Source organism: Mesorhizobium sp. M9A.F.Ca.ET.002.03.1.2 (assembly GCF_003952365.1).
Taxonomy (GTDB): domain Bacteria; phylum Pseudomonadota; class Alphaproteobacteria; order Rhizobiales; family Rhizobiaceae; genus Mesorhizobium.
In genome coordinates this window covers 5,446,619-5,471,137 of the sequence record NZ_CP034443.1, presented here as the reverse complement: position 1 = coordinate 5,471,137, position 24,519 = coordinate 5,446,619, and the positions used below count along the sequence as shown (strand labels likewise).

Here is a 24,519-nt window from a genome sequence, read left to right as displayed (position 1 = left end):
GCGCCGTTCCATCCCTGTAGAAACGGGATAGGCTCCATCTTGTTTGACGATGATCTTATCCGAACCGGCTCACACTTTTCGCTGACGCGGGCGTTCGGTTTGGGATCGTGATCTAGAAAGAACTTTTCGTCCCCCGCTTCGCCCAATCCAGGACGTAGAGCCGAAGCGCCGAGGACAGGTTGGCATCGCGCGGCCGGGCCTCGTCGATTTCAGCGACGAGAGCGGCGAGCGTCAGTTTTCGCGCAGCCGCAATGGCGACGAGATCGTCGAAAAAGGGCTTTTCGAGCGAATAGCTGGTGCGATGGCCGCGAATGGTCACCGAGCGTTTCTCGACCGGGCTCACCGGGCGTGACTCATTCCATTTCAAGCATCGGATTTATCCGAAAACCGCAACGCACTTTTCGGTCCGATGCTCGGGGAATGCGGATCGCCCGAGGGTTCGCGGCGATGGCCGGCGACGAATCTTTCGGTCTTCTCGGCGTTCAGCCGGTTACGCTCCCGGTCAGCCGTGGAACGGCCGTGCAACGCCCGGTTCTGTTCGGCCAGGCGTTCCTTCTCGGCGCGCGCCTTCTGCTTGCGGGCATGGCGGAGATTGACGATATCGGCCATGTCGCGCGGCTCGTCGGATCACTTCTTGCGGAAGGCGTCGAGCGACACCACTTCGGCACCCTTGGCGGCGGCGTCGGCCACGGCAGGCTTCTTTTCGGTCTCAGCGGCCTTCTTCTTCTCAGGCTTTTTCTCGGCGACGGCGGCTAGCGCTTCGGGAGCGGGCTGGCCGGCCGATCCCTCGTCTGCCGAGGTTTCCGTCTTCACGTCGAATTCGAGCTCGAAATTGACGGACGGGTCGTAGAAGCCGCGCACCGCCGAGAACGGGATCTCCAGCTTTTCCGGCACGTCGGAGAAAGACAGCCCGACCTCGAAGCCGGTGTCGCTCACCTTCAGGTCCCAATACTGGAACTGGATGACGATCGTCATCTGTTCGGGATAACGCTCGCGCAGCCTCGAAGACACGCGCACGCCCGGGGCACCGGTCAGGAACGTGATGAAGAAATGATGGTTGCCGGGAAGGCCGGTGCGCGCGACTTCGGCCAGGACCTTGCGCATGACGCCGCGCAATGCCTCCTGGGCCAGAATGTCGTAGCGGATGTGGTCGTCGGCCATGTGGCTGTCGGGTTCCGTTGAATCGTCCGCATAGCTGTAATCAAGCTTGAGCGCGGCGTAAACCGGATATACAGCCGATGGCGCAGATGCGAGGGGGCGATGGCCGAGATTTGATCGCTCAGGCGTCAGCGAGCGGGCTGTGCTCTTGTGCATCGGCCACCGGCTGGCGTTTGCCGAAGGCGCGCAGGAAGGTGCGGACGCCGTGTGTCGCGGACTGCAGCACCTCCTCATCCGATGGCGTGCCGCCGAGCATGAAGGTCGTCTGCAATTCGGCATTGGCGAGTGCCAGGAACTGGCGTGCCGTGACGTCGGGATCGTCGATGTCGAGGAAACCGGCATGGGCGAGGCGGGCAAAACGGGCGGCGATCGCCGGCCATGTCTGGCCCGGTCCCTGTTCGCGCCATTCGGCGAAGAGCTCGGGATAGCGCTCGCCCTCGGTCTGGATCAGCTTGCGCAGGAATTTTCCATCGCGGTTGCAGACACAGTTTCGGTTCATGCGCACGGCGAAGGCGATCAGGTCGGCCTCGAGATCCCCAGGCTGGTCCGGAAAAGTCGAAATGGTGGCGAAGATGCCGGCATTGCAGCGCTCGGTGAGGTCGCGGACGATGGCGACGAAGAGATTCTCCTTGTCGCCATGGTGGTTATAGATCGTCTGGCGCGAAACGCCGGCCTCGGCGGCAATCATGTCGATGTTGGCGCCGGCGAAGCTCTCGCGGCAGAACACCTTGCCGGCAGCGTCCATGATGGAGATGCGCTTGGCCTCATGGCCGCGTGGCGGGATCGTGTCAGGAGAAACGTTCAGCTTCATGAAAACTATATAGAGGTGATTGACGAATTAGACAAGGGTGTCTAAATTTGTGGACTTAATACAAAGAGATTTCGACTCGGCAGTAGAGTCTGAATTTCACGGGATGGAACGTCCTAGGGTTTGCGCCGGTCGGCGGCGGTAACCAGATTTGAAAGAAGCCTGCTATCATGAGTCCCCAATTCCTCCGCATTGCGGTCGTGCTCGGCCTGTTGACCGCCATCGGTCCGTTCGCCATCGACATGTATCTTCCGGCGTTGCCTTCGATCGGCGCGGATTTGCAGGCCGGCACCGCTGCCGTGCAGATGAGTTTGCTGATCTTCTTTCTGTCCATGGGTTTTGGCCAGATCGTCGTCGGGCCGATCTCCGACATGGTCGGGCGCAAGCTGCCGCTCTATGGCGGTCTCGCGCTGTTCATGGTCGGCGGCATCGGCTCGGCGCTGGCACCTTCGATCGAATGGCTGATCGCCTTCCGTTTCCTGCAGGGGCTCGGCGCCAGCGCAGGCATGGCGGTACCGCGCGCCATCGTGCGTGACCTGCACACCGGCACCGACGCTGCCAAGCTGATGTCGCTCTTGATGCTGGTGTTTTCGGTGTCGCCGATCCTGGCGCCGCTGACCGGCAGCCAGATCATCGAGAATTTCGGCTGGCGTGCCGTGTTCTGGACGGTGACCGGTGGGGCGGTGCTCGCGACCATCCTGCTGGCGACCTCGCTCAAGGAAACACGGCCGGTCGAGGCGCGTGCAGGCAGTTCGTTCGGCACCGCGCTCTCGGCCTACCGCTTCCTGATGGGCGACCGCAACTTCCTTGGCCTGACGGCTATCGCCGGCTTCGGGATCGCGAGCTTCTTCGTCTATCTGTCGAGCTCCTCCTTCATCCTGATCGACCACTATGGGCTGTCGCCATCGGTCTACAGCGTGTTCTTCTCGATCAACGCGGTCGCCTTCATCGGCATGTCGCAGTTGACGGGGGTACTGTCCGAACGGTTCGGGCTAAGGCCCGTGGTGCGGGTCGCGGTGGTCGGTTATGCGACGACGATGGTGGTGCTGTTCGCGGTGATGGCGTCCGGCGTCGACCGGCTCGACGTGATGGCGGCGCTGCTGTTCATCGGCTACGGATTCCTCGGCCTGGTGATCCCGACGACTTCGGTGCTGGCCATGGAGGAGCATGGCGCGATCGCCGGTACGGCTTCGGCGCTGATGGGCACGCTGCATTTCGCCATCGGTGCGGTCGCCATGGGCATCGCCGGCGTGTTCTTCGACGGCACGCCGCTGCCGATGGTGGCCGGCATCACGCTATGCGCGGTGATCTCCTTCACGCTGGCCAAGGTGACGCTCGGCCGCGGTCGCGAGGTTGCCGAAGCGCCGGCCGAATAAGGCAATTGCTACCGACGAAAGAAAAAAGGCCGGACCCGTTCCCGGCCTTTTTCATGTCTGCGAAAAGGTTGAAATCTCCGCGCGCAGGGACCCGCAACCAGCGATGTGCCGGGAGGCCTGGGCGGCCTGAACACCCGCCGCAGCCGCGCGGGATGCAGATCACGTTCCAGACTGCCACGGTTCTGGTGCTCATCGCGCCGCCCCTCGGTCGCTCGCCGTTTGCGCCGCCTCTGCCCAAGAGACGTTGACGGTGAGCCGCTTTCGTTCCAGCAGCCAGGATCTTGAAGATCGCAACAGTGCTTGCAGTGGTAGCATATCCTCGTGTGCCACGAGCAAGTCCAAGCGCAAGACCCAATTGCGAGGCGCGAACCAGAAGCGTGCTGTTCCAGGTTGTCACCCGATCAAAGGCCAGTGACGATGGGTGGCGGCGAGAAGTTTTTGAAGCCAACTCGCGGTTCGTCACAGGTTTTGTCGAATACGCCGAGTGGGACTGAGCGATGACATTGAGGGCCCATGATGTTGGAAGCAGGGGAAGCTTGAATACTACCCGTAGTCTGAGAGCATCCAGCAATCACAAGTAGAGCTGCCGTGACCGCCAATTTCCTGCAGCTGAGAACCAGTTTTCCAAAACGCATGGGAACGCCCCTTCCATATTCTCCATCAACAAATTCACTGATTATTTACCAAGACCTGGTCTCGGATTCTTTGTTCTGGATCAAAAGCAGCTCGGCCTTGAAGCGCCGAGAAGCGGTGGCATGACCGGTTAAGGTGCGTTGATATTCAGGTGATGCCGGCCTGACCTGACTCTCAACACACCTTAGCCGGGCAGACAGCTTCGCGGCCGTTATTTGGCACGCGCGAGAATTCGGCCAGCAAGCCTGCTGCCGCGATAAACGTTGAAGGGGAGAGAAAAGGAGGAGTGGAGGTTTCTGTTGCCAGGTACCTCCGAACCCCGCCTAGAAGTGCGAACCACTAGGGCTTGAATTGAAGCTATCGCACCGCTTACGCGGCGAGACGTGCTTCCGCATAGTTGTCGTTGGCAACTATAAGTTTAGCCCGATAACGGTGGTACAATGCCGGGCAAAAGTACGATCTTTACACCTTCGTCGATCCTATTTCGCCCCCAGCAAAAGCCGCTCTTCGAAGAGCGGTTTTTGGTGGAGGCGCCGGGTACCGCCCCCGGGTCCGAACGGCTTATTTCATCGCCTGTTTATCGCCATAGTCGGTCAAGCCGACAACGCGAATATAGGGATCGATCATGGAAAATGAAAGGCCTCAACCGCGCTTTGTCGCTGTGTCAAACAGCATCGCCAAGGGTTGACTCGTGAACGGTCTCAACCGAAGCTTTGCGGCGGTGAGGAGTTACCGACCTAGCGCACATTTTGCGGCAGCGCGCCACAACCCTCATCGACTGGATCCCGTGGCGCCGACGAGGGGAAATTTGATGGCCGACTATCTCGCAGACGTGAAGAAATACGATGCCGCGGCAGACGCCGACGCGGTCGCCAAGATCGTGAAGCATTTGGGCATTGCGCTCAGGAACCGCGACTCCTCGCTGGTGTCCTGCACGGATCCCAAGGAACTCGAGCGCGTCAAGGACAACTGGGTCGCCAAGAAGCTCGGCATCGCCGACGGCAGCAAGGCGAACGCGGCCATCGAAAAGACCTGCAAGGCGATGGAGGCCGACAACACCAAGAGCCGCGTGACCTTCTATTACCTGGTCGCCAAGGACCTGGGCAAGCTCGCCAGCCTCTGACTGTCGTCCTGCATCAGGCGGAATGCTGACGCGATTTCCGCGCCAGCCCAGAGTGCAGCCGCTTGTTGGAACATTCCGCGCTTTGGTATGTTCGGCCGGCAGCCAGTCGGTTATGATGGCCAGCAACCCGAATCGAGCCGAAGCCGATGCGCCAGTATCTCGACCTCTTGAAGCACGTGCTGGAAAACGGCGCCGATCGCGGCGACCGCACCGGCACCGGAACGCGCTCGGTGTTCGGGTACCAGATGCGCTTCGACCTTGCGCGGGGCTTTCCGGTCACCACCACCAAGAAGCTTCACCTGAAGTCGATCGTGCATGAACTTCTGTGGTTCCTGGCCGGCGACACCAACATCAAATACCTCAACGACCACGGCGTCTCGATCTGGGACGAATGGGCCGACGAGAATGGCGACCTCGGCCCGGTTTATGGCAAACAATGGCGCTCATGGCCTGACGGCCATGGCGGCGCCATCGACCAGATTGCGAATCTTCTGAAGGAGATACGCAAGAATCCTAATTCTCGACGGCTGATCGTTTCGGCATGGAATCCGGCCGAGGTGGAAGCCATGGCGCTGCCGCCCTGTCATTGCCTGTTCCAGTTCTATGTCTCGGAAGGCAGGCTCTCTTGCCAGCTCTACCAGCGTTCCGGCGATATCTTTCTCGGCGTGCCGTTCAACATCGCTTCCTATGCGCTGCTCACCCTGATGGTGGCGCAGGTGACGGGGCTGAAACCTGGCGATTTCGTCCATACGCTGGGTGACGCGCATCTTTACGCGAACCATTTCGAGCAGGCACGCGAACAGTTGCGGCGCACGCCCAAGGCGCTGCCGACGCTATGGATCAATCCGCAGGTGAAGGACCTCTTTGCCTTCCGCTTCGAGGATTTCCGGCTGGAAAACTATCTCGCCGATGCGACGATCAAGGCGCCGATCGCGGTGTGAGCCGCAAACATCGGGCTTCTACCTACCCAGTCTCGAAATCGCTCGGCTGCCGTCAGCTCGTCGATGCCGGCCACGATATCCGATACTTTGACCTACGGCATCGGTCCGCAACGTTGCGCTGTATCCATCTCAATCGATCGCGAGCGGTGGCAGCGACACGCAATGCCATTGGCTGGGCCATTGCACGGCCTAAGTCTGGCAAAAAGCCTTCCCTTGTTATATTCATGCGGATATATCGATTGGCAGGCTTGCGCCGATCGGATTTTCAAGCCCAGGAGAGTTTCATGGTGACGCGCAAGGGTTTCGGATTGACGACGGCCGCCATTGGCGGCCTCGTGACGATGTTGATGGCCGCGATGCCGGCTGCCCACGCGGGTGACAGACTGATCGTCTTCGCCGCGGCAAGCATGAAGAACGCCCTGGACGCCGTGAACGCCGCCTGCGAGGTCGACGTCGGCGAGGCGGCGACCATTTCCTACGCGGCAAGCTCCGCATTGGCCAAGCAGATCGAGGGCGGCGCGCCGGCCGATGTCTTCATCTCGGCCGATCTCGACTGGATGAAATATCTGTCCGACAAGAAGCTGACCAAGTCGGATACCGAAGTGAAATTGCTCGGCAACGAAATCGTGCTGGTGGCGCCGAAGGATTCGACGGTCGAAGCCAGGATCGAAAAGGGTTTTGATCTTGCCGGGCTGATCGGCGAGGGCAGGCTTGCCATGGGCGATTCCAAGGCGGTGCCGGCCGGCAAATATGGCAAGGCGGCACTTGAAGCGCTCGGCGTCTGGTCCTCGGTGGAAGACAAGGTGGCACAGGCCGAGAATGTGCGTGCGGCGCTCAAGCTGGTCTCGACAGGTGAAGCGGCCCTCGGCATCGTCTATGCCACCGACGCGCATGCCGAGCCCGGCGTCCGGGTGATTGGCACCTTCCCCGAGGATTCGCACCCGCCGATCGTCTACCCGGTTGCCCAGACGGCCGACTCGAAGGACAAGGATACGCCGGCCTTCGTGAAATGCCTGCAGTCCGCCAAGGCCGGCGCGCTCTTCAAGGAGCAGGGTTTTACCGTCCTGACACCAAGCAACTGAGGCACTAAACCAAAGCATGAGCTGGCTGCTGGACCTCACTCCCGACGAATGGAATGCGGTCCGGCTGTCGATCAAGGTGGCGACAGTGGCGATGATCGCCAGCTTGCCGCCGGGCATCTTGATCGCGCTTATTCTCGCCCGCGGACAATTCTGGGGCAAGACGCTGCTCAACGGGCTGGTGCATCTGCCGCTGATCCTGCCACCGGTGGTCACCGGCTATCTGCTGCTGCTCTCCTTCGGCAGGCGCGGCCCGGCCGGCGCCTTCCTAGCCGAGCATTTCGGCATTGTCTTCTCTTTTCGCTGGACGGGTGCCGCATTGGCTTGCGGCATCATGGGTTTTCCCTTGATGGTGCGTGCGATCCGGCTGTCGATCGAGGCGGTCGACCGCAGAATCGAGGCGGCAGCCGGGACGCTTGGCGCCAATCCGCTGTGGGTGTTCGGGACGATCACGCTGCCGCTGATCCTGCCTGGTCTGATCGCCGGTGCCATTCTTTCGTTCGCCAAGGCGATGGGCGAATTCGGCGCGACGATCACCTTCGTTTCCAACATCCCCAACGAGACGCAGACGCTGCCGTCGGCGATCTACACGTTCACGCAGGTGCCGGGCGGCGATACCGGCGCGCTCAGGCTGACGCTGATCTCGATCGTCATCTCGATGGCGGCACTTGTCGCGTCGGAAGTGCTGGCGCGTCGCGTTGGGAAGCGGATGGACATCGAATGACGGTGGTAGTCGATATCAGCCATCGGCTCGGCGATTTCGGGGCCGACGCCCGCTTCGAGAGCGCCGGACGGCTGACCGCGCTGTTCGGGCCCTCGGGCTCCGGCAAGACGACGCTGATCAACATGATTGCCGGACTGATCCGGCCCGACAAGGGGCGGATCGAGGCGGACGGCCGCGTGCTGGTCGATACGGATGCCGGCCTGTTCGTGCCAATGCACAAGCGCCGCATCGGCCTGGTGTTCCAGGACGCGCGGCTGTTTCCGCACATGAGCGTGGCCAGCAATCTGCGCTACGGTCGCTGGTTCACGCCGACGGCGGAACGATATGCGGGCATGGGTGCCGTGGTCGATCTGCTCGGCATCGGTCCTTTGCTCGATCGGCGGCCGGCAAAGCTTTCCGGCGGCGAGAAACAGCGCGTGGCGATCGGCCGGGCGCTGCTCGCCAGTCCAAGGCTGTTGCTGATGGACGAGCCGCTGGCCTCACTCGACGAGGCCCGCAAGGCCGAAATTCTGCCCTATATCGAGCGGCTGCGCGACGAGACGAAAATCCCGATCGTCTATGTCAGTCATTCGATCTCGGAGGTGGCGCGGCTGGCAAGCGACGTCGTTGTGCTGGCGCAAGGCAAGGTCGCCGCCAGCGGCCCGACAGGGGCGATCATGCAGCGGCTCGACCTGTTGCCGGCGGAAGAGCGCAGCGAAGGCGGCGCGGTGTTGGATACCGCGGTGCTGCGCCATGACGAAGTCTTTGGCATGACCGTGCTTGGCTCGGCGGCGGGTGAGATCCGCGTGCCGCTTCTGGCAACGCCGGCCGGTGCGTCGGTCCGCCTCCGCATCCGCGCCCGCGATGTGATGATCGCCATCGAACAGCCGACGGGCCTCAGCGCGCTCAACATCTTGCCGGGCACGATCGTGGCGATAGAGCCGGGCGAGGGACCTACGGTGGAGATCGGCGTAGACTGCAATGGCGCAATCGTGCTTGCCCGGATCACCGAGCAGTCACGACAGACGCTGGAACTCAGGCTCGGTCGAAACGTCTATGCCGTGGTCAAGACGGTGAGCTTCGACCGAGCGAACACGAGCGCCGGCCTGCCTGCCGAGGCGGATGGATGACCGGCGGATGACTGTCGCTATATTGTTTTGGAATAGCGGTATCGCCGGAGAGCTTCTAGTATTGACGTGGCGTGACTGCGGAGGAGCAAAATGCCGTCGCTGAGCTTGCGGATAAACCTCGATCCCGAGGGGCGCATCGGGCCGGGCAAGATCGAGCTTCTGGAGCAGATCGCCGCCTTCGGGTCGATCTCGGCCGCGGCGCGCGGCATGGAAATGTCCTACAAACATGCCTGGGATCTGGTCGAGGACATGAACCGGGTGTTCGGCAAGCCGCTGGTCGCGGCGCAGACCGGCGGGAGAAAGGGCGGCGGCGCTCAGTTGACCTCGGTGGGGCTTGCGGTGGTCAGCCGCTTTCGCGCCATCGAACGGGCCGCGGCTTCCGCTGCGGCGACGCATATGGAGGCATTACAGGCGGAAATCGACGCAGGGTAGGGCAGTAAGGCCGTAAGGCAGTAAGGCAGTAAGGCAGTAAGGCAGTAAGGCAGTAGGGCAGTAGGTGTCTGGGGCGTGTTGTTGCAAAATCGAGCGAAAGAATTGCGCGCGTCCCTATTGCCCTATTGCCCTATTGCCCTATTGCCCTATTGCCCTACTGCCTTACTGCCCTAGTTTGCGCAGCAGATAGGTATCCATGATCCAGCCCTTTTTCCGCCGGGCCTCCTCGCGTGTCTTGACGATCTCGTCGCCGACGTCACCAAGGCGGCCGGAAATGAGGATCTCGTCGGGCGTGCCGAGATAGGCGCCCCAGTGGATGACGAGGTCCTTGTCGTCCAGCGTGTTGAATGCGCATTTGCCGTCCAGCATGACGACGGTGCTGCCGGCATTGTCGGGCAAACCTTCCTCGGTGAGCCGGCGGCCGGTGGTGATCGCAATGGCATCGCCGATGCGGTTCAATGCCATCTTGTGGCCGGCGGCAAGCGCCTGGACAGCGGTAATGCCGGGGATGACCTCCAGCTCGAAGTCGACATTGCCCCTCATGCGCACACGTTCGAGGATGCGCAGCGCGCTGTCGTAGAGTGAGGGATCGCCCCAGATCAGGAAGGCGCCGCAGCCATCTTGCGAAAGCTCGTCGCGGATCAGGCCTTCATAGATCGCGGCGATCGCCTCGTGCCAGTCATCGACGGTCGAGCGATAGGAGGGCGCCGGCTCGGCCCGCACCGGCACGTCGAATTCGACGCGGCGCGAGTTCGGGTTGGTGACGAAGCGGTCGCAGATATGGCGGCGCAATTCGGCCAGGTCGTTCTTCTTCGCGCCCTTGTCGGGAATGAACAGCACGTCGGCGCGGTTCAAGCCGTCGATGGCCTGCACGGTCATGTGATCAGGATTGCCGGCGCCGATGCCGATGACGAGAAGCTTGCGCATGGGCGAACTCCTGCCCGATCGCAACGCCGGTGTCCAGACAGGCCTGGCACGGTGGCACGGCATGTGGGCAAGCGTCAGCGGCGCGCGGAAGGGCTTTGAAACGCCACATCGAAACGGCTAGGGTCACAGGACATTCTGTGCCGAGGAAGCGTCCATGTTCCGTTATCTCCTGACCGCAGCGCTGGCGCTCTTGGCCACGCCGGTATTCGCCAATGATTCGATCGCCGAATTGGGGACCGGCGGGCTGATCCTGTCACGCAGCGATGCCGTCGCCATGGAGAGCGAGGATCTCACCATCTCGCCGGAAAAGGTGACGGTCGACTATGTCTTCCGCAACAACACCGACAAGGATGTCGATGCGATCGTGGCCTTTCCGATGCCCGACATCGAAGGCGATCCGTACGGAATGCTGGCGATCCCCGAGGGTCAGAGCGACAATTTCCTCGGCTTTGACGTGACGGTCGACGGGGTGGCGGCAAAGCCGCAGCTCGAACAGAAGGCGTTCGCGCTCGGCATCGACATCAGCGGCGATTTGAAGGCGCAAAACGTACCATTCTACCCGTTCGGTGACGCGGCCAAGGCGGCGCTGGCAAAGCTGCCGCAAGCGGTTGCCGACGACTGGGTCGACCGCGGCATCATCATCGAGGACACCGCTGACGACGGTTCGGGCGTGAAGACCGTCTATGCGCCGTTCTGGCAATTGCGCTCGACCTACTGGTGGCGCTCGACCTTTCCCGCCAACAAGGCTGTCCGCGTCGCCCATCGCTACAAGCCGAGTGTCGGCGGCACGTCCTCGGTCACTTTCTTCTCTGACGGCCAATTCCAGGGCCAATATGCCGCTTACAAGACCCGTTATTGCATGGACAACACGTTCGAGAATGCGGTCCGCAAGGCGGCGAAGAACAATGCCGACGGCACTCCGAAATATTTCGAAAACCGCATCGCCTATGTCCTGACCACCGGCGGCAACTGGGCATCGGGCAATATCGGCAAGTTCAAGCTGACCGTCGACAAGGGCAATCCCAAGAGCCTGGTCTCGTTCTGTGGCGACAACGTCAGGAAGATCGGGCCGACGACGTTCGAGATGACGGCCGATGACTTCTACCCCGAGCGCGACATCGACATATTGCTGCTGCAGCCGACCGACAGTGGTGGCAGCGACGGCGGGAGCGGCGGCTGATGGACGTCGCGATCTATGTCGCCATCGCCGAAAACGGCGTGATCGGGCGCGATGGCGGGTTGCCGTGGCGGCTTTCCAGCGACCTCAAGCGCTTCAAGGCCGACACGATGGGCAAACCTATCATCATGGGCCGCAAGACCTATGATGGTATCGGCCGACCTCTGCCGGGGAGGCTCAACATCGTGGTGACCCGCGACAAGGCCTGGCGCGCCGAGGGCGTCGAGATCGTGCATTCGCTTGACGAGGCGATCAGGCTGGCGAAGGTGCGCGGGCGCTGTATGGCCGGCGCCGACGAAATCTGCGTCATCGGCGGCGGCGAGATCTATACTCAGGCGCTGCCGCTGGCCGACCGTTTGCACGTCACCCATATCCTTGGCCCGGTCGACGGCGACGCGCATTTCCCGCCGATCGACCCGGATTTGTGGCGCATGGTCCGCTCGCAAGAGGTTCCGGCCGGCGAGAAGGATAGCCATGCGACACGCTATTCGGTTTACGAGCGACGCGGCGGCGTGCATTGAGAGATGGTAAAGGGGTCGCGACCGGCCCAAAAACGGATGATGTCGGCTGCCGATCACGTTGAAAGCGCGCCCTCGCATCCCTATAGAAGAACAACATTGGATTCTGCGCCGTTAAAGCGGCGCTTGAGGGAATTCCAAGCGAAAGGACATTCATGCCCTGGAACGACAAGAGTGGCGGAGGCGGCGGCCCATGGGGTGGCGGCGGCAATCAGGGTCCCTGGGGGCAGGGGCCAAGGGGACCCAGCGGCCCGCAGGGCTCGCCCCCCGATCTCGAAGACATCATCCGGCGGGGCCAGGACAGGTTGCGGCGTGCTTTGCCGGGCGGCGGTGGCGCCAGCCCCGCTGTGTTCGGGCTGATCGCGGCAGCGCTTGTCGTGCTGTGGGCGTTCAAGGCGGTCTATACCGTGCAGCCCGACGAGGTTGCGGTGGAACTCAGATTCGGCGTGCCGAAGGCGGAGCTCTCGCAGCCTGGCCTGCATTTCCATTGGTGGCCCATCGAAACGGTCGAGACGGCCAATATCGCCGAACAGCTCGTCAACATCGGCGGCGGCACGGCCACCGGCAACGGTTCCGGCCTGATGCTTTCAGGCGACCAGAACATCGTCAACGTCCAGTTCTCGGTGGCCTATCAGGTCTCCGATCCGAGGGCCTATCTGTTCGACGTGTCCGATCCCGACGGCATGCTGCGGCAGGTCGCCGAAAGTGCCATGCGCGAAGCGGTTGGCCGACGGCCGGCGCAGGATATCTTCCGCGACGATCGCGAGGGCATTGCTGCGTCCGTGCGCGAAATCATCCAGGCGACGCTGGACGGTTACCATGCCGGCCTGAACGTCAACGCGATCTCGATCGAGGATGCCGCACCGCCGCGCGAAGTGGCCGACGCCTTCGACGAGGTGCAGCGCGCCGAACAGGACGAGGACAAATTCGTCGAGCAGGCCAACCAGTATTCCAACCAGAAGCTCGGCCAGGCGCGCGGCGAAGCCGCACAGATTCGCGAGGAGGCGGCCGGCTACAAGAACCGGGTCGTGCAGGAGGCCGAAGGTGAGGCGCAGCGCTTCATCTCGGTCTACGACGAATACGCCAAGGCGCCTGACGTGACGCGCCAGCGGCTTTATCTGGAAACGATGGAGAGGGTTCTGAGGGATTCCAGCAAAGTCATTGTCGAGCAAGGCAGCGGGCAGGGGGTCATCCCCTATCTGCCGCTGCCGGCATTGCAGCAGAAGGCGCCGGCGCCGGTGCTCGGAGGAAACCAGTGATGGCCAACCGTCTTCCCGTCATCGCCGTCATCGCCGCGGTCGTCCTGTTCCTGCTCTATTCGTCGGTCTTCGTTGTCAATGCGCGCCAGCAGGCGCTGGTGCTGAGGTTCGGCGAGATCGTCGACGTCAAGAGCCAGCCGGGCATCTATTTCAAGGCGCCGTTCGCCTTCTTCGATGCCGACAGCGTGCAGTTGATCGAGAACAGGGTGCTGCGCTTCGACCTCGACAACATCCGCGTCCAGGTGTCGGGCGGCAAGTTCTACGAGGTCGACGCCTTCATCGCCTACCGGATCTCGGATCCGCGCGTGTTCCGCTCCGCGGTGTCCGGCCAGATCGAGCTGGCCGAGGCGCGGTTGAGGACGCGTCTCGACGCCGCCTTGCGCCGTGTTTACGGTCTGCGCGACTTCGAGGCGGCGCTCTCGGAAGAGCGCGCCGTGATGATGCGTGAAGTGCGCGATCAGCTGAGGCCCGACGCCACGTCGCTCGGCCTGCAGATCGAGGATGTCCGCATTCGCCGGACCGATTTGACGGCGGAAGTCTCGCAACAGACATACGACCGCATGAAGGCTGAACGTCTGGCCGAAGCCGAGCGGCTGAGGGCGCGCGGCAACGAGGCTGCGCAGCGCATCAGGGCTCGCGCCGACCGCGAAGTGGTGGAGATCGTCGCCGAGGCGCGGAGGGAGTCTGAAATCCTGCGCGGTGAAGGCGAAGCTCAACGCAGCGCCACCTTCGCGGACGCCTACCAGCGCGATCCAGCCTTCTTCGGCTTTTACCGGTCGATGAACGCCTACGGCACGGCGCTGGACAATACCGGTACGACGATGGTGCTGTCGCCGAATTCGGAATTCTTCCGTTTCTTCAGCAATCCGGCAGGCGGAGATACGCCGACAGCGCCGACAGAGCCGCCGGCAGCACCTGCTGCACCGGCAGCGCAGCCAGGCACCGGCCAGTAGCGGCCCGTGCAGGATTTTTTGGCGGCAATAGGTCTGGTCCTCGTCGTGGAGGGCCTGGTCTATGGCGGCTTTCCCGGCCTCGCCAAGAAACTTGCCGGCGAAGTCCTGTCGATGCCGGAGAATGCGCTGAGGATCGCCGGGCTGGTCGCAATCGCCGTTGGCGTCGGCGTTGTCTGGTTGGTGCGCGGTGGATGACGTGGTTGGGCTGTGATTCGGGATAACGCAGGATTTATCCTATGCCGATAGCCATAGCCGCAAACGTGCCGTATTTCTTGCCAACATGACTCGACGCAGCGTTTTCGGCGAGCGCTTTTCTTTTCAGACACACCGGGAGGCTTCTCGATGACATCCAACAGCTTTTTGCGCGCGGCGAGGCGGACGGTCACCGTGGGTGCCGCGGCACTTCTCATCGCCGCCTTTACCGTCCCGTCGCTGGTGTCGCCGACGGCAGCTGCGGATGGCCCGGAATCGGTCGCCGATCTCGCGCAGGGCCTGCTGGGCGCAGTGGTCAACATCTCGACCTCGCAGAGAGTGAAGGGCACCGAGGGGCCTGGCGCGGTGCCGATGCCGCAGCTTCCAGAGGGCTCGCCCTTTCAGGATTTCTTCGACGATTTCTTCAAGAACCGTCCCGGCGACCAGGGCAATCCCTCGCAAAAGGTGCAGTCGCTGGGCTCCGGCTTCGTGGTCGACGCCGAGGAGGGCATCGTGGTGACGAATAACCACGTGATCGCCGATGCCGACGACATCGAGGTGAATTTCTCCGACGGTGTGACGCTGAAGGCGACGCTGGTCGGTACCGATACCAAGACCGACGTGGCGGTGCTGAAGGTCGATCCGAAAGGGCACAAACTGACGGCGGTGAAATTCGGCGATTCCAGCAAGATGCGTGTCGGTGACTGGGTGATGGCGATCGGCAATCCCTTCGGCCTCGGCGGCACCGTGACGGTCGGCATCGTCTCGGCCCGCAACCGCGACATCAATTCCGGACCCTATGACGATTTCATCCAGACCGATGCCGCGATCAACCGCGGCAATTCCGGCGGACCGCTGTTCAACAGCGACGGCGAGGTGATCGGCATCAACACCGCGATCATATCGCCGTCCGGCGGCTCGATCGGCATCGGCTTTTCCATTCCCTCGCAGCTCGCGCTGGGCGTCGTCGACCAGCTCCGCCAGTTCGGCGAGACGCGGCGCGGCTGGCTCGGCGTGCGCATCCAGCCGGTGACGGACGACATTGCCGAAAGCCTCGGCATGGCCACTGCCAAGGGCGCGCTGGTCGCCGGCATCATCAAGGGCGGTCCCGTCGACAACGGCACCATCCTGGCAGGCGACGTCATCATCAAGTTCGACGGCAGGGACGTCAATGAAATGCGCGACCTGCCGCGCGTCGTCGCGGAAAGCACGGTCGGCAAGGCCGTCGACGTGGTCATCGTGCGCAAGGGTGTCGAGCAGACCGTGAAGGTGACGCTCGGCCGGCTCGAGGATGGCGAAAAGCTCGCCAGCGGCGAGAACGGCAACGCCGACCAGGACAATGGCGACGAGGCGCCTGCCGTTTCGACGGCTTCCGTGCTTGGCATGACCGTTGGCGAGCTCAACGACGAGACGCGGACGAAATTCGGCATCGCCGCCGAAGTCTCCGGCGTCGTCATCACCGAAGTCGCCAAGGATTCAGCCGCTGCCGAACGCGGCATCCAGGCCGGCGAGGTGATCACCGAGATCGCGCAGGAATCGGTCGCCACGCCCAAGGATGTCATGGACCGGATTGGCGCGTTGAAGGAGCAGGGACGCAAGAACGCGTTGCTGATGCTGGCGTCGAAGACCGGCGAATTGCGGTTTGTGACGATCCGGATGGATTGAGTCCGGTAAAGTCTCCAACTCTTTGATTTTAAGAAAAAAGGCGGCTAGCGAGCTGCCTTTTTTCTTGCCTGCCATTCCCTGCGCGAGAGCCTGTAGAACACATGCCGCTTGAGCCCGGCGTGGCTGTCCGGAATGCTGGGGTGATCGAAATCGCTGGCCGGGTCAGCGATCATGCCCAGGCGCTCCATGACGGCGGTGGACCGGTGATTATCCTCGACGGCGAAGGACACGATCTCATCGAGGCCAAGCGTTTCGAAGCCATAGGTGAGCCACGCTTCGGCTGCCTCGGTGACATAGCCACGGCCCCAGAAATCAGGCGCCAGCCGCCAGCCGATCTCGACGGTGCCGGCCGGCAAGAAAGGCAAATAATCGGTTGGCGTTATGCCGACGAAACCGATGCATTGGCCGGTGGCGGTGATTTCGGCGGCTGCGAAGCCGAACCCGTCACGGTCGATGATGGCGCGCAACTCATCCATCTTGGCGTCGGCCTGGGCGCGGTCGCGGCGAAATGGAAAAAACTCCATGACGCGTTCGTCGAAATTGATCCGGTGGAAGAGCTCGCGGTCGCGATCCTCCCAGTTGCGCAGGATCAGGCGCTCGGTGCGGATCGGTTTCACTCCACAAACTCCTCCCGACGGTAGCCCTGCAGATAGAGAAGCGCGGTCAGGTCGCCGTGGTCGATGCGGAATTTTGCCTCAGCCGCCACGGCCGGCTTGGCATGAAGTGCCACACCGGTGCCGGCAAGGCGGATCATGTCGAGGTCGTTGGCGCCGTCGCCGACAGCGATGGCGTCAGCGGTCGCCAGCCCGAGGCGCGCCGAAATCTCGAGCAGCGCATCGGCCTTGGCGGCGCGCCCCAGGATCGGCTCGGCCACCAGCCCGGTGAAGCGGCCGTCCTGCTCGATCAGGCGGTTGGCGCGGTTCTCCTGAAAGCCGAGCATGGCGGCGATGCGTGAGGTGAAGACGTTGAAGCCACCCGACACGAGCGCAGTCCATGCGCCGTTGGTCCGCATGGTCTGGACAAGCGCGCGGCCACCGGAGGCCAGCGTCAAACGATTGGCGATGATGCGATCGACCACGGCAGCGTCGAGGCCTTTCAGCAGCTCCACCCGCTCGCGCAAGGCCGGCTCGAAAGCGATCTCGCCATTCATCGATCGCGCCGTGATGGCGGCGACGTAATCCTTGACCCCGATCTCGTCGGCAAGCTCGTCGATGCACTCTTGATCGATCATCGTCGAGTCCATATCGGCGATGAGGATTTTCTTTCGCCTTCCCTCGGCCTGCTGAACGATCACGTCGACCGGTTCGGCAGCGAGCACGGCGCGCAGGCTGGCGGTCGTTTCAGCGGCTTCGGCCGCCTCGGGCAAAACGAATTCGCAGGCGATGCCTTCGGCCAGCCAGCGAACAGTGCTTGCGCCGACCGACCGTGACGCCATATTCGCAAGCGCTGGCGACAATGCACGGCCGGCGGGATGGGACACAAGCGTGGCGATTAAGGGCGTGGCGATCAAGGGCGTAGTAAGCGGGGGCATCGAAAATTCCGGCGAACAGGCGGGCGAGGGCCGCTTGAAGAACGCGATCCTGATAGCCGGGCCGACTGCCAGCGGCAAGTCGGCCCTTGCGCTCGATCTCGCCGAACGCAAGGGCGGCGTCATCGTCAACACCGATTCCATGCAAGGTTATTCGGTGCTCGACGTGCTGACGGCGCGGCCGACTGCTGCCGAACTCGCTCGCGCCCCGCATTATCTCTACGGGCATGTCCATCCCTCCACCGCCTATTCCACCGGCGCCTGGCTGCGCGACGTGATGAAGCTCATCGACGAGGGCACGTTCTTCGAACGGCCTGTGATTTTCGTTGGCGGCACCGGGCTTTATTTCCGGGCACTTGCGGAGGGCATTTCGGAAATGCCCGACATTCCGCGGTCGATCCGTGACCGCTGGCGTTATGAACTCCAGGAGCAGGGCGCGGCCAAGCTGCACCGCATCCTGCTGCGCGAGGATTCCGCGGCCGGCATGATGCTGAAGCCGACTGACGGCCAGCGCATCGTGCGGGCGCTGGAGGTGCTGGACGCGTCAGGCCGTTCCATCCTGGAATGGCAGGCGACGCGCGGCCGGCCGCTGATCGACAGGGCCAGCACGCACTTCTTCGTGATCGAACCGGACCGGGCGGCGTTGGTGGAGCGGATCGAGGCGCGGTTCGACCGCATGCTGGACAAGGGCGCTCTCGACGAGGTCAGGCGGTTGACCGATCTTGGGCTCGATCCCGATTTGCCGGCGATGAAAGCGATCGGCGTTCGCGAACTCCAGGCCGCAATGGCCGGGGAACTGGGTTTTCCCGAAGCGATCGAGCGCGCCAAGATCGCGACGCGACAATATGCCAAGCGGCAGGCGACCTGGTTCAGGCATCAATTGGGTCCGGAGTGGCTGCGATTGCGCCCCGGAGATCGTGCGGAATCCACGATCTTGGATATTCTTTCCAGTGCAACCTGGAAGTTGATCTGAGGCGAGATTCCCGCTGGAGTTGTCCAGGTTAACTGTCCGTAAGGCCGTCCATGGCATAAGGCCTATGGGAATTTTCCAACCGGGGGCAGATGCGTTTTCACAAGGCGGAATCAGCCTTTTTCGTCTTCATCTTCGTGATCCTGGCCGCCGGCCTGGTGACGCTTCACGCCTATGGGCTTCTGCAGGCCTTCGCCAGCGGAGTCAGCGCTCCGGACCGGGTCGAGCAGATCTCCTACCTCAACAAGTTGCTGTTCGCGACCGGCGTGCTTCTGGCAACCGCGCTGTTCTTTGGCATTTTCTTCATCTACCCGCTGATCCGCAAGCAGGCGACGGAAGAAGGCAAGCTCCGCGCCATGACGGTTTCGCTCAGCGCCCGTTCGGAAACGCTTGAGCATGCGGCGCTGACCGACAGCCTGACCGGCATGCAGAACCGGCGCTATTTCGACGATGCGCTGAAGGAGTATCTCGAGGAATTCCGTCGCATCGAAAAGCCGGTCGGGCTGATGATTCTTGATCTCGACCATTTCAAGCAGGTCAACGACACCCACGGACATGATGTCGGCGACGAGGTGTTGCGGGCGGTCGCCAACTGTCTCAAGGACATGACGCGCTATCACGACGTGGTGGCGCGCCTGGGTGGCGAGGAGTTCGCCGTGGTCACGCCCAACATGGATGCCGAACTTCTGTCCAAGTTCGCCGAGCGCATCCGCAAGGCGATCGCCAACATGTCGATACTGTCAGGCAATGTTCGCCTGAAGATCACCACCAGCGTCGGTCTTGCGGTCTGGGACCGCAAGGAAACGGCCGAAGAGTTCTATCGCCGCGCCGACCGCCAGCTCTATGAGGCCAAGAGGCAAGGCCGCAATCGCGTCTGTGCCTGAAATCCCATCATTGAATTCGTGAGGCTGGCCGCCTGCCGCTGCCTTCTGCGCTTCCGGTGCTCACGGACTTGATGTCCGCTCCGCTCCGGTTCTCGAAGACAGCACCATTCGACTCAGCCTGACGAATTCCCTGACGGGATTTACCCAGGGCTTCACGGGATGAAAAGTCTGCGACGCTGGAAGCTCGATGAGCTTGGCGACTGGAGGCAGCCCGGCTCAATCGTTTTGCGGGCGCAGGCCGAAGGTCGCCGGCTTCAGGCCGTAGCGCATGTCGAAGTCGTCGTCCGGCTGGACGCGCGCGACGGGCGGCTTACGATAGTCGGGATCGCCGGCCTGCCTGCTCGAATCCACGACTTCGGCGAAAGCCATCGCCTGCTGCGGTTTCGGCACGTTGCGCAGCCTCTCGACGATCGCCGCCAGGTCGACATCGTTGCCGGTTTCGGACGGCAAGGCGTCCTTGCGCTTGGCCGTGCCAGGAACCAGGTCCTCGGACAGCTTTTCGAACTTCAGCCGCATGGTCGTCGCCACGCCTTCACCGAAGGCGATGGCTTCGCGCTGACCCATCGAAGACAGGAATGCCAGCGTCGAGGCCGAGGAATCGGCGATCGCCGAGCGGATGATCGCCTGGTCCTGCTCATTGGCAAGCCGCATGGCGAAGAAGGTCGAGCACTGCGACAGGATGGTGGGATCGAGTTCGCCAGGGCGCTGGGTGACGACGCCGAGATAGCAGCCATATTTTCGGCCTTCCTTGGCGATGCGCGACAGTGCGTGCCGGGTTGGCGCGAAACCAAGGCGCGGATCGGCCGGCATATAGCGGTGCGCTTCCTCGCACAGCAAAAGCAGCCGCAGCCGGCCTTCGCTCCACAGCGCCAGGTCGAAGGCCAGGCGCGCCAGCACCGAGCAGACGGAATTGACCACTTCCGACGGCATGCCGGCCATCTCGAAGCAGGTCACCGGGCGTCCGTGGTGCGGCACGCGGAAAATATTGCCGATCGTCTCATGGATGGTGTCCTCGATCAGCCGCGAGTTGAACATGAAGCGATAGCGCGGATCCGAGGCCGCCGACTCGATGCGCGTCTTCAGCGATTTGAGGGTGGGGCGGTCGTTCTTGCTTTCCAGCAATCCCATGCGCTCGTCGATCTGCTTGATGAGATCGGCGACGCGATAGGGCACCGGCGTGTCCGCGGTCAGCGCATCGGTGCCGCGCCTGAGATAGGTAGCCGAATTCGGGTTGCGATACAGGTTCTTGGCAGCGGGAATGAGATCGCGCAAGGCATCGACCTCTTCCGGCACCGTCTCGCGTCCACGAAACAGCACTTCGGCAAATTCCTCGAGCCTGAACATCCAGAAGGGCAGGTCAAGCGTCGTCGAATCGACCTTGACGCAGTGTTCGGGCAGGGACGCGGCGAACTCGTTGTGCGGATCGAGGATGAGAACGCGCAGGTCGGGTCGAGCGGCGATCGACTTGCGCAAAAGCAGCGAGACGGCGGTGGATTTGCCGACGCCGGTGGTGCCGACAATGGCGAAATGGCGCGCCAGCGTGTCGTCGATGGCGATGTTGGCATCGATCGACTCGTCCTGTGAAAGCGTGCCGATGGTGATCGAATGACGTCCGGCGAGATCATAGACCGCTTGCAGGTCGCGGCTGCGGATGCGGTGGGCGATGGCGCCGATATGCGGATAGGTGGTGATGCCGCGATCGAAGATCGGCTTGGCGCCGGGCTCTGCGCCGTCGCGCACCTCGCCGATGAGCTCGATGCTGACTTCGATCGGGTTCTGGCCCTCATCGCTCCAGGCGCGATCCGACTTGCCGATCTCGTAGACCAGGCCGACGGTTCGCGTGTTGCCAAGATTGATGGAGATCATCTTGCCGACGGTCCAAAGGCCGGTGACCGTGCCTTCGACATCGTCGGCAAAGGCGCTGATGGTCGCGCGCGCGCCGTCGCACTGCACGACATTGCCCAGGATGCGCTTGTCGCTCTGCTCGGCCTTGCGGCGCTCCTGCGATGTCGGCTCTCCGACGGAGGCTTCGCGGTCGATGAACATGGCCAAGGCTGTTTCCCATTCCCAGGCGATCGACCTTACATCGACGGGGTTAAGGTGGGGTGAGGTCGGATGGTGTAGGGGTGGTTAAGTCATTCGCGAAAATTGACTCGAAACAGCCCCTTGCTCGACTCCGTGAGTTCAATATACTGGATTAATGAATGATATAACGAACAATATCTCCTCGACCATTGGCAGGAGAATACGCTCCGAAAGAGCCTTGAGGGGCTGGTCGCTGGCGGAGCTCGCGGACCGCTCCGGGGTGTCGAAAGCCATGCTCAGCACATAGAGCGCGGCAGGACGAGCCCGACCGCGGCGCTTCTCGTGCGCATCGCGGCGGCCTTCGGCATGACGCTTTCCACCCTTATCGCACGGGCCGAGCTGCAAGGCGGTGGGCTGCTTCGCGAAAGCGATCAGCCGGTCTGGCGCGATCCCGCCACGGGTTATATCAGGCGGCATCTTTCGCCGGTCTCCGACATGCCGCTCGAGCTGATCAGGGTGCAGTTGCCGGCGGGAGCCAAGGTAAGTTTTCCGGCAGCATCCTATGCCTTCATCAGACAGCAGATTTGGCTGATTTCCGGACGGCTGGAATTCACCGAGGGTGATATCGTGCACAGTCTTGAACCCGGCGACTGCCTGGCGCTCGGCGCGCCGTCGGATTGCGCCTTCCACGCTCCTGGACCGGACGCCGCCGACTACCTGGTCGCACTGGCCAGAGGCTGAGGCGATGGCGCGCCGCCCGAAACGCACCGACAATGGCGGCCCGCCTCTCGACGACTATGATGGCCCGCCATGGGGCGAGGGCGACGCCTATATCTTCCTTGCCTGGCAGGCCGCCCATGCCAAGGCCTGGAAGGCGCCAAGCCGTGACGTCATGCTGATGCGGCTGGACAAGGCCGAGCGGCTGGGCCTGACCTATGAGGAATACACGCTCGAACTCTTGGAGCGGGGACGTCATCTGCAGGAAGAGGATGACGAGCGCATCACCGAGATCAAGGCGGCCCGTAAGCGCCGCCGCTCCAGATAAAGATATCAGCCACAAACCAAGCTAGGCGTCGCGTCCTATCCCTTGTGATGGACCTGCTGCAGCCCGTAGACCGGCGTGGCGATGCCTTCGTGCCGTGCCTTCAACTGCAGCGACAGGAACTGCGAATAGTGGCGTGACTGGTGGAGATTGCCGCCATGGAACCAGAGCGCCTCCTGCTGGGTCGGCTTCCACATGTTGCGCTGTTCGCCCTCCCAGGGGCCGGGGTCCTTGGTGGTGTTCGAGCCGAGGCCCCAGCATTTCCCGACCTTGTCGGCGACCTCTTGCGAGATCAGTTCCGCCGCCCAGCCGTTCATCGAACCGTAGCCGGTGGCATAGACGACGACATCGGCCGGCAGCTCGGTGCCGTCGCTGAGCAGGACCGAATGTTCCTTGATCTCCTCCACGTCGACGCCGCTCTTCAGCTTGATGGCGCCGTCGATGATGAGCTGTGAGGCGCCGATATCGATATAGTAGCCGGAGCCGCGCCTGAGATACTTCATGAACAGGCCGGAGCCGTCGTCACCCCAGTCGAGCATGAAGCCGGCCCTTTCCAGTCCCTCGTAGAATGCCGCATCGCGCTTCTTCATCTCTTGGTAGAGCGGGATCTGGAATTCGTGCAGGATCTTGTAGGGCAGGGAGGCGAAGATGAGATCGGCCTTGGCGGTGGTCATGCCGTTCTGCACCGCCTGTTCCGAATAGAGCGCTCCGAGCCCGACATCCATCAGCGTGTCGGATTTGACGATGTGTGTGGTCGATCGCTGTACCATGGTGACGTCGACGCCGGCTTCCCAGAGCGCGGCGCAGATGTCGTGCGCGGAATTGTTCGAGCCGATAACGACGACCTTCTTGCCAACATACTTGTCCGGGCCGGGGTGTTTCGAGGAATGGTGCTGATCGCCCTTGAAATTCTCCATGCCCTTGAACTTCGGAAGGTTAGGCCGACCCGACATACCGGTCGCCAGCACCAATTGCTTCGGCTTCAGCGTGATGTCCTTGCCGTCGCGATGGACGACGACCGTCCATTCCTTTTTCTCGTCGTCATAGGTGGCGCTCTTGGCCTCGGTGGAGGACCAGTAATTCAACTCCATGACCTTGGTGTAAATTTCCAGCCAGTCGCCGATCTTGTCCTTGGGCGAGAAGACCGGCCAGTTCCTGGGGAAGTCGATATAAGGCAGATGATCGTACCAGACCGGGTCGTGCAGGCAGAGCGACTTGTAACGCTTGCGCCATGAATCGCCGGCACGCTCGTTCTTCTCGACGATGATGGTCGGCACGCCGAGCTGCCTCAGCCGGGCACCGAGCGCGATACCGCCCTGGCCGCCGCCGATGATGAGCGTGTGGGGCTGACGGACAAAGCCGAGTTCGGCTGCCTCCCTCTCGCGCTCCTCCTTCCAGGTCGGCCGGTTTTTTCCATGGCCATGCTTGGCGCCTAACGGGCGGGCGAAGCCGGCGGGTTCCTCATGCCCCTTGAGCTCGACCATGGTGGTGAGCAGCGTCCAGATCTTGCCGTTCTTCAGCCTGATATGGCCGAAGCCGCGCGCCACCTCTGTTTCGAAACTGATCCAGCCCTCCAGCAGCTCGCCGCTTTCGCTGGCGTCCTCGCCCTTGGCGATCGCCCAATTCGAAGGTTTTGTCTTCGCCAACTGGCTCACCAGCATGTCGCGCACCTGGTCGCGATCTTCCATGGTCTTGATGTTCCAGGTGAAGGTCACCAGGTCGCGCCAGTAGCAGTCTTCCTGAAAGCACCCGACCGCTCTGTCAATGTCGCCGGCGGTAAGCGCTGCGCCGAATTGGTCGAGCAGGTCGGACAGTTTCTTGGCTGGAGCCTTGTCGAGCATCAAATTTCCTCCCGTGAAGTCCTGGTCGTCATTGTGGCTTTGCCGAGCCCTCCCAGCCCGTCGATCGGAGTATCGCGGCAAAAGCCGCGCCGCGTCACGTCCTCAAATAGTTTGGCGCGTTTTCAATGGCTTATCGGCACGATCGAAGATCGTAT

General features: G+C 62.4%; 25 protein-coding genes, 1 other RNA gene and 1 pseudogene. 17 read left to right on the top strand and 10 right to left on the bottom strand.

Translation table 11 applies throughout. The features are described 5' to 3' along the window. Positions 1-112 precede the first annotated feature (112 nt). From EJ066_RS26560 to EJ066_RS26545, 4 genes are all read right to left on the bottom strand, one after another. Positions 113-343: a ribbon-helix-helix domain-containing protein gene (locus EJ066_RS26560; protein WP_126044055.1), complete on the bottom strand. Its 231-nt coding sequence runs from the start codon at positions 341-343 to the stop codon at positions 113-115. Positions 344-363: 20 nt separating this feature from the next. Next, positions 364-609 carry a DUF4169 family protein gene (locus tag EJ066_RS26555; RefSeq protein ID WP_126042903.1) on the bottom strand — a complete coding sequence of 82 codons (246 nt, stop codon included), beginning with the start codon at positions 607-609 and terminating at the stop codon, positions 364-366. A gap of 18 nt (positions 610-627) precedes the next feature. After that, on the bottom strand, positions 628-1,161 hold the full coding sequence (locus EJ066_RS26550) for an SspB family protein (protein ID WP_126042902.1): 534 nt from the start codon (positions 1,159-1,161) through the stop codon (positions 628-630). Positions 1,162-1,279: 118 nt separating this feature from the next. After that, positions 1,280-1,969 carry a TetR/AcrR family transcriptional regulator gene (locus EJ066_RS26545; RefSeq protein ID WP_126042901.1) on the bottom strand — a complete coding sequence of 230 codons (690 nt, stop codon included), beginning with the start codon at positions 1,967-1,969 and terminating at the stop codon, positions 1,280-1,282. Between the two features lie 167 nt (positions 1,970-2,136). Here EJ066_RS26545 and EJ066_RS26540 point away from each other — a divergent pair, with 167 nt between their 5' ends. Continuing rightward, positions 2,137-3,342, top strand: a complete 1,206-nt coding sequence (locus tag EJ066_RS26540; RefSeq protein WP_126042900.1) for a multidrug effflux MFS transporter — start codon at positions 2,137-2,139, stop codon at positions 3,340-3,342. 918 nt (positions 3,343-4,260) lie between these two features. Here EJ066_RS26540 and ssrA read toward each other — a convergent pair. Beyond that, positions 4,261-4,617, bottom strand: a transfer-messenger RNA (tmRNA) gene (gene ssrA, locus EJ066_RS26535). Between the two features lie 169 nt (positions 4,618-4,786). On the opposite strand from ssrA, the gene EJ066_RS26530 reads away from it, so the two are divergent. From EJ066_RS26530 to EJ066_RS26505, 6 genes are all read left to right on the top strand, one after another. Continuing rightward, positions 4,787-5,098 carry a DUF2853 family protein gene (locus EJ066_RS26530; protein WP_126042899.1) on the top strand — a complete coding sequence of 104 codons (312 nt, stop codon included), beginning with the start codon at positions 4,787-4,789 and terminating at the stop codon, positions 5,096-5,098. A gap of 146 nt (positions 5,099-5,244) precedes the next feature. After that, entirely contained in the window at positions 5,245-6,039 is a 795-nt protein-coding gene (locus EJ066_RS26525) for a thymidylate synthase (RefSeq protein WP_126042898.1), read from the top strand. A gap of 287 nt (positions 6,040-6,326) precedes the next feature. Further along, entirely contained in the window at positions 6,327-7,121 is a 795-nt protein-coding gene (gene modA, locus EJ066_RS26520; protein WP_126044054.1) for a molybdate ABC transporter substrate-binding protein, read from the top strand. Between the two features lie 16 nt (positions 7,122-7,137). Beyond that, positions 7,138-7,842 carry a molybdate ABC transporter permease subunit gene (gene modB, locus EJ066_RS26515; RefSeq protein ID WP_126042897.1) on the top strand — a complete coding sequence of 235 codons (705 nt, stop codon included), beginning with the start codon at positions 7,138-7,140 and terminating at the stop codon, positions 7,840-7,842. Beyond that, positions 7,839-8,951, top strand: a complete 1,113-nt coding sequence (modC, locus tag EJ066_RS26510; protein ID WP_126042896.1) for a molybdenum ABC transporter ATP-binding protein — start codon at positions 7,839-7,841, stop codon at positions 8,949-8,951. The genes modB and modC overlap by 4 nt, the downstream gene beginning before the upstream one ends. 90 nt (positions 8,952-9,041) lie before the next feature. Then, positions 9,042-9,383, top strand: coding sequence for a winged helix-turn-helix domain-containing protein (locus EJ066_RS26505; protein WP_126042895.1), 342 nt, complete (start codon positions 9,042-9,044; stop codon positions 9,381-9,383). A 162-nt stretch (positions 9,384-9,545) separates the two neighbouring features. Here EJ066_RS26505 and cobF read toward each other — a convergent pair whose 3' ends face one another. Then, positions 9,546-10,310, bottom strand: coding sequence for a precorrin-6A synthase (deacetylating) (gene cobF / locus EJ066_RS26500; protein WP_126042894.1), 765 nt, complete (start codon positions 10,308-10,310; stop codon positions 9,546-9,548). A gap of 154 nt (positions 10,311-10,464) precedes the next feature. On the opposite strand from cobF, the gene EJ066_RS26495 reads away from it, so the two are divergent. The 6 genes from EJ066_RS26495 (at position 10,465) to EJ066_RS26470 (ending at position 16,074) form a co-directional block, all read left to right on the top strand. Continuing rightward, complete coding sequence (locus EJ066_RS26495; protein WP_126042893.1) at positions 10,465-11,490, top strand: DUF4424 domain-containing protein; 1,026 nt, start codon at positions 10,465-10,467, stop codon at positions 11,488-11,490. Next, complete coding sequence (locus EJ066_RS26490; protein ID WP_126042892.1) at positions 11,490-12,008, top strand: dihydrofolate reductase; 519 nt, start codon at positions 11,490-11,492, stop codon at positions 12,006-12,008. The genes EJ066_RS26495 and EJ066_RS26490 overlap by 1 nt, the downstream gene beginning before the upstream one ends. Before the next feature lie 152 nt (positions 12,009-12,160). Continuing rightward, the gene (gene hflK, locus EJ066_RS26485) at positions 12,161-13,264 is read left to right on the top strand and encodes an FtsH protease activity modulator HflK (protein WP_126042891.1); all 1,104 of its coding nucleotides are present in this window, start codon (positions 12,161-12,163) and stop codon (positions 13,262-13,264) included. Continuing rightward, the gene (locus tag EJ066_RS26480) at positions 13,264-14,217 is read left to right on the top strand and encodes a protease modulator HflC (protein ID WP_126042890.1); all 954 of its coding nucleotides are present in this window, start codon (positions 13,264-13,266) and stop codon (positions 14,215-14,217) included. Before hflK ends, EJ066_RS26480 begins: the two co-directional genes overlap by 1 nt. Positions 14,218-14,223: 6 nt before the next feature. Beyond that, the gene (locus EJ066_RS26475) at positions 14,224-14,412 is read left to right on the top strand and encodes a DUF2065 family protein (RefSeq protein ID WP_126042889.1); all 189 of its coding nucleotides are present in this window, start codon (positions 14,224-14,226) and stop codon (positions 14,410-14,412) included. A gap of 147 nt (positions 14,413-14,559) precedes the next feature. Then, on the top strand, positions 14,560-16,074 hold the full coding sequence (locus EJ066_RS26470) for a DegQ family serine endoprotease (RefSeq protein ID WP_126042888.1): 1,515 nt from the start codon (positions 14,560-14,562) through the stop codon (positions 16,072-16,074). A gap of 44 nt (positions 16,075-16,118) precedes the next feature. On the opposite strand, the gene EJ066_RS26465 is transcribed toward EJ066_RS26470, so the two are convergent. Together EJ066_RS26465 and serB are read right to left on the bottom strand one after the other, a co-directional pair. Further along, on the bottom strand, positions 16,119-16,691 hold the full coding sequence (locus EJ066_RS26465; RefSeq protein ID WP_126042887.1) for a GNAT family N-acetyltransferase: 573 nt from the start codon (positions 16,689-16,691) through the stop codon (positions 16,119-16,121). Continuing rightward, positions 16,688-17,509 (bottom strand): phosphoserine phosphatase SerB, encoded by an 822-nt coding sequence (gene serB, locus EJ066_RS26460; protein ID WP_348629266.1) that lies wholly within the window; start codon positions 17,507-17,509, stop codon positions 16,688-16,690. Before serB ends, EJ066_RS26465 begins: the two co-directional genes overlap by 4 nt. Positions 17,510-17,573: 64 nt before the next feature. Here serB and miaA point away from each other — a divergent pair, with 64 nt between their 5' ends. Further along, the gene (miaA, locus tag EJ066_RS26455) at positions 17,574-18,575 is read left to right on the top strand and encodes a tRNA (adenosine(37)-N6)-dimethylallyltransferase MiaA (protein WP_189644563.1); all 1,002 of its coding nucleotides are present in this window, start codon (positions 17,574-17,576) and stop codon (positions 18,573-18,575) included. Between the two features lie 89 nt (positions 18,576-18,664). Further along, positions 18,665-19,456 (top strand): GGDEF domain-containing protein, encoded by a 792-nt coding sequence (locus tag EJ066_RS26450; protein WP_126042885.1) that lies wholly within the window; start codon positions 18,665-18,667, stop codon positions 19,454-19,456. 216 nt (positions 19,457-19,672) lie between these two features. Here EJ066_RS26450 and EJ066_RS26445 read toward each other — a convergent pair whose 3' ends face one another. Next, positions 19,673-21,502 carry an ATP-binding protein gene (locus EJ066_RS26445; RefSeq protein WP_126044052.1) on the bottom strand — a complete coding sequence of 610 codons (1,830 nt, stop codon included), beginning with the start codon at positions 21,500-21,502 and terminating at the stop codon, positions 19,673-19,675. Positions 21,503-21,656: 154 nt separating this feature from the next. On the opposite strand from EJ066_RS26445, the pseudogene EJ066_RS26440 reads away from it, so the two are divergent. Then, positions 21,657-22,222 (top strand): annotated as a pseudogene (locus EJ066_RS26440) (XRE family transcriptional regulator). Between the two features lie 4 nt (positions 22,223-22,226). Continuing rightward, positions 22,227-22,526 carry a hypothetical protein gene (locus tag EJ066_RS26435; protein WP_126042884.1) on the top strand — a complete coding sequence of 100 codons (300 nt, stop codon included), beginning with the start codon at positions 22,227-22,229 and terminating at the stop codon, positions 22,524-22,526. 35 nt (positions 22,527-22,561) lie between these two features. Here EJ066_RS26435 and EJ066_RS26430 read toward each other — a convergent pair whose 3' ends face one another. Further along, the gene (locus tag EJ066_RS26430) at positions 22,562-24,364 is read right to left on the bottom strand and encodes an NAD(P)/FAD-dependent oxidoreductase (protein ID WP_126042883.1); all 1,803 of its coding nucleotides are present in this window, start codon (positions 24,362-24,364) and stop codon (positions 22,562-22,564) included. Positions 24,365-24,519: the final 155 nt, after the last annotated feature.

Coding starts and splice junctions, on each gene's coding strand:
- EJ066_RS26450 (WP_126042885.1), top strand. CDS start 18,665: ATGCGTTTTCACAAGGCGGAATCAGCCTTTTTCGTCTTCATCTTCGTG.
- EJ066_RS26545 (WP_126042901.1), bottom strand. CDS start 1,969: ATGAAGCTGAACGTTTCTCCTGACACGATCCCGCCACGCGGCCATGAG.
- EJ066_RS26525 (WP_126042898.1), top strand. CDS start 5,245: ATGCGCCAGTATCTCGACCTCTTGAAGCACGTGCTGGAAAACGGCGCC.
- serB (WP_348629266.1), bottom strand. CDS start 17,509: ATGGCGTCACGGTCGGTCGGCGCAAGCACTGTTCGCTGGCTGGCCGAA.
- EJ066_RS26555 (WP_126042903.1), bottom strand. CDS start 609: ATGGCCGATATCGTCAATCTCCGCCATGCCCGCAAGCAGAAGGCGCGC.
- EJ066_RS26530 (WP_126042899.1), top strand. CDS start 4,787: ATGGCCGACTATCTCGCAGACGTGAAGAAATACGATGCCGCGGCAGAC.
- EJ066_RS26435 (WP_126042884.1), top strand. CDS start 22,227: ATGGCGCGCCGCCCGAAACGCACCGACAATGGCGGCCCGCCTCTCGAC.
- EJ066_RS26495 (WP_126042893.1), top strand. CDS start 10,465: ATGTTCCGTTATCTCCTGACCGCAGCGCTGGCGCTCTTGGCCACGCCG.
- modC (WP_126042896.1), top strand. CDS start 7,839: ATGACGGTGGTAGTCGATATCAGCCATCGGCTCGGCGATTTCGGGGCC.
- cobF (WP_126042894.1), bottom strand. CDS start 10,310: ATGCGCAAGCTTCTCGTCATCGGCATCGGCGCCGGCAATCCTGATCAC.
- EJ066_RS26540 (WP_126042900.1), top strand. CDS start 2,137: ATGAGTCCCCAATTCCTCCGCATTGCGGTCGTGCTCGGCCTGTTGACC.
- EJ066_RS26550 (WP_126042902.1), bottom strand. CDS start 1,161: ATGGCCGACGACCACATCCGCTACGACATTCTGGCCCAGGAGGCATTG.
- EJ066_RS26430 (WP_126042883.1), bottom strand. CDS start 24,364: ATGCTCGACAAGGCTCCAGCCAAGAAACTGTCCGACCTGCTCGACCAA.
- EJ066_RS26480 (WP_126042890.1), top strand. CDS start 13,264: ATGGCCAACCGTCTTCCCGTCATCGCCGTCATCGCCGCGGTCGTCCTG.
- hflK (WP_126042891.1), top strand. CDS start 12,161: ATGCCCTGGAACGACAAGAGTGGCGGAGGCGGCGGCCCATGGGGTGGC.
- EJ066_RS26470 (WP_126042888.1), top strand. CDS start 14,560: ATGACATCCAACAGCTTTTTGCGCGCGGCGAGGCGGACGGTCACCGTG.
- EJ066_RS26505 (WP_126042895.1), top strand. CDS start 9,042: ATGCCGTCGCTGAGCTTGCGGATAAACCTCGATCCCGAGGGGCGCATC.
- modB (WP_126042897.1), top strand. CDS start 7,138: ATGAGCTGGCTGCTGGACCTCACTCCCGACGAATGGAATGCGGTCCGG.
- EJ066_RS26490 (WP_126042892.1), top strand. CDS start 11,490: ATGGACGTCGCGATCTATGTCGCCATCGCCGAAAACGGCGTGATCGGG.
- EJ066_RS26445 (WP_126044052.1), bottom strand. CDS start 21,502: ATGTTCATCGACCGCGAAGCCTCCGTCGGAGAGCCGACATCGCAGGAG.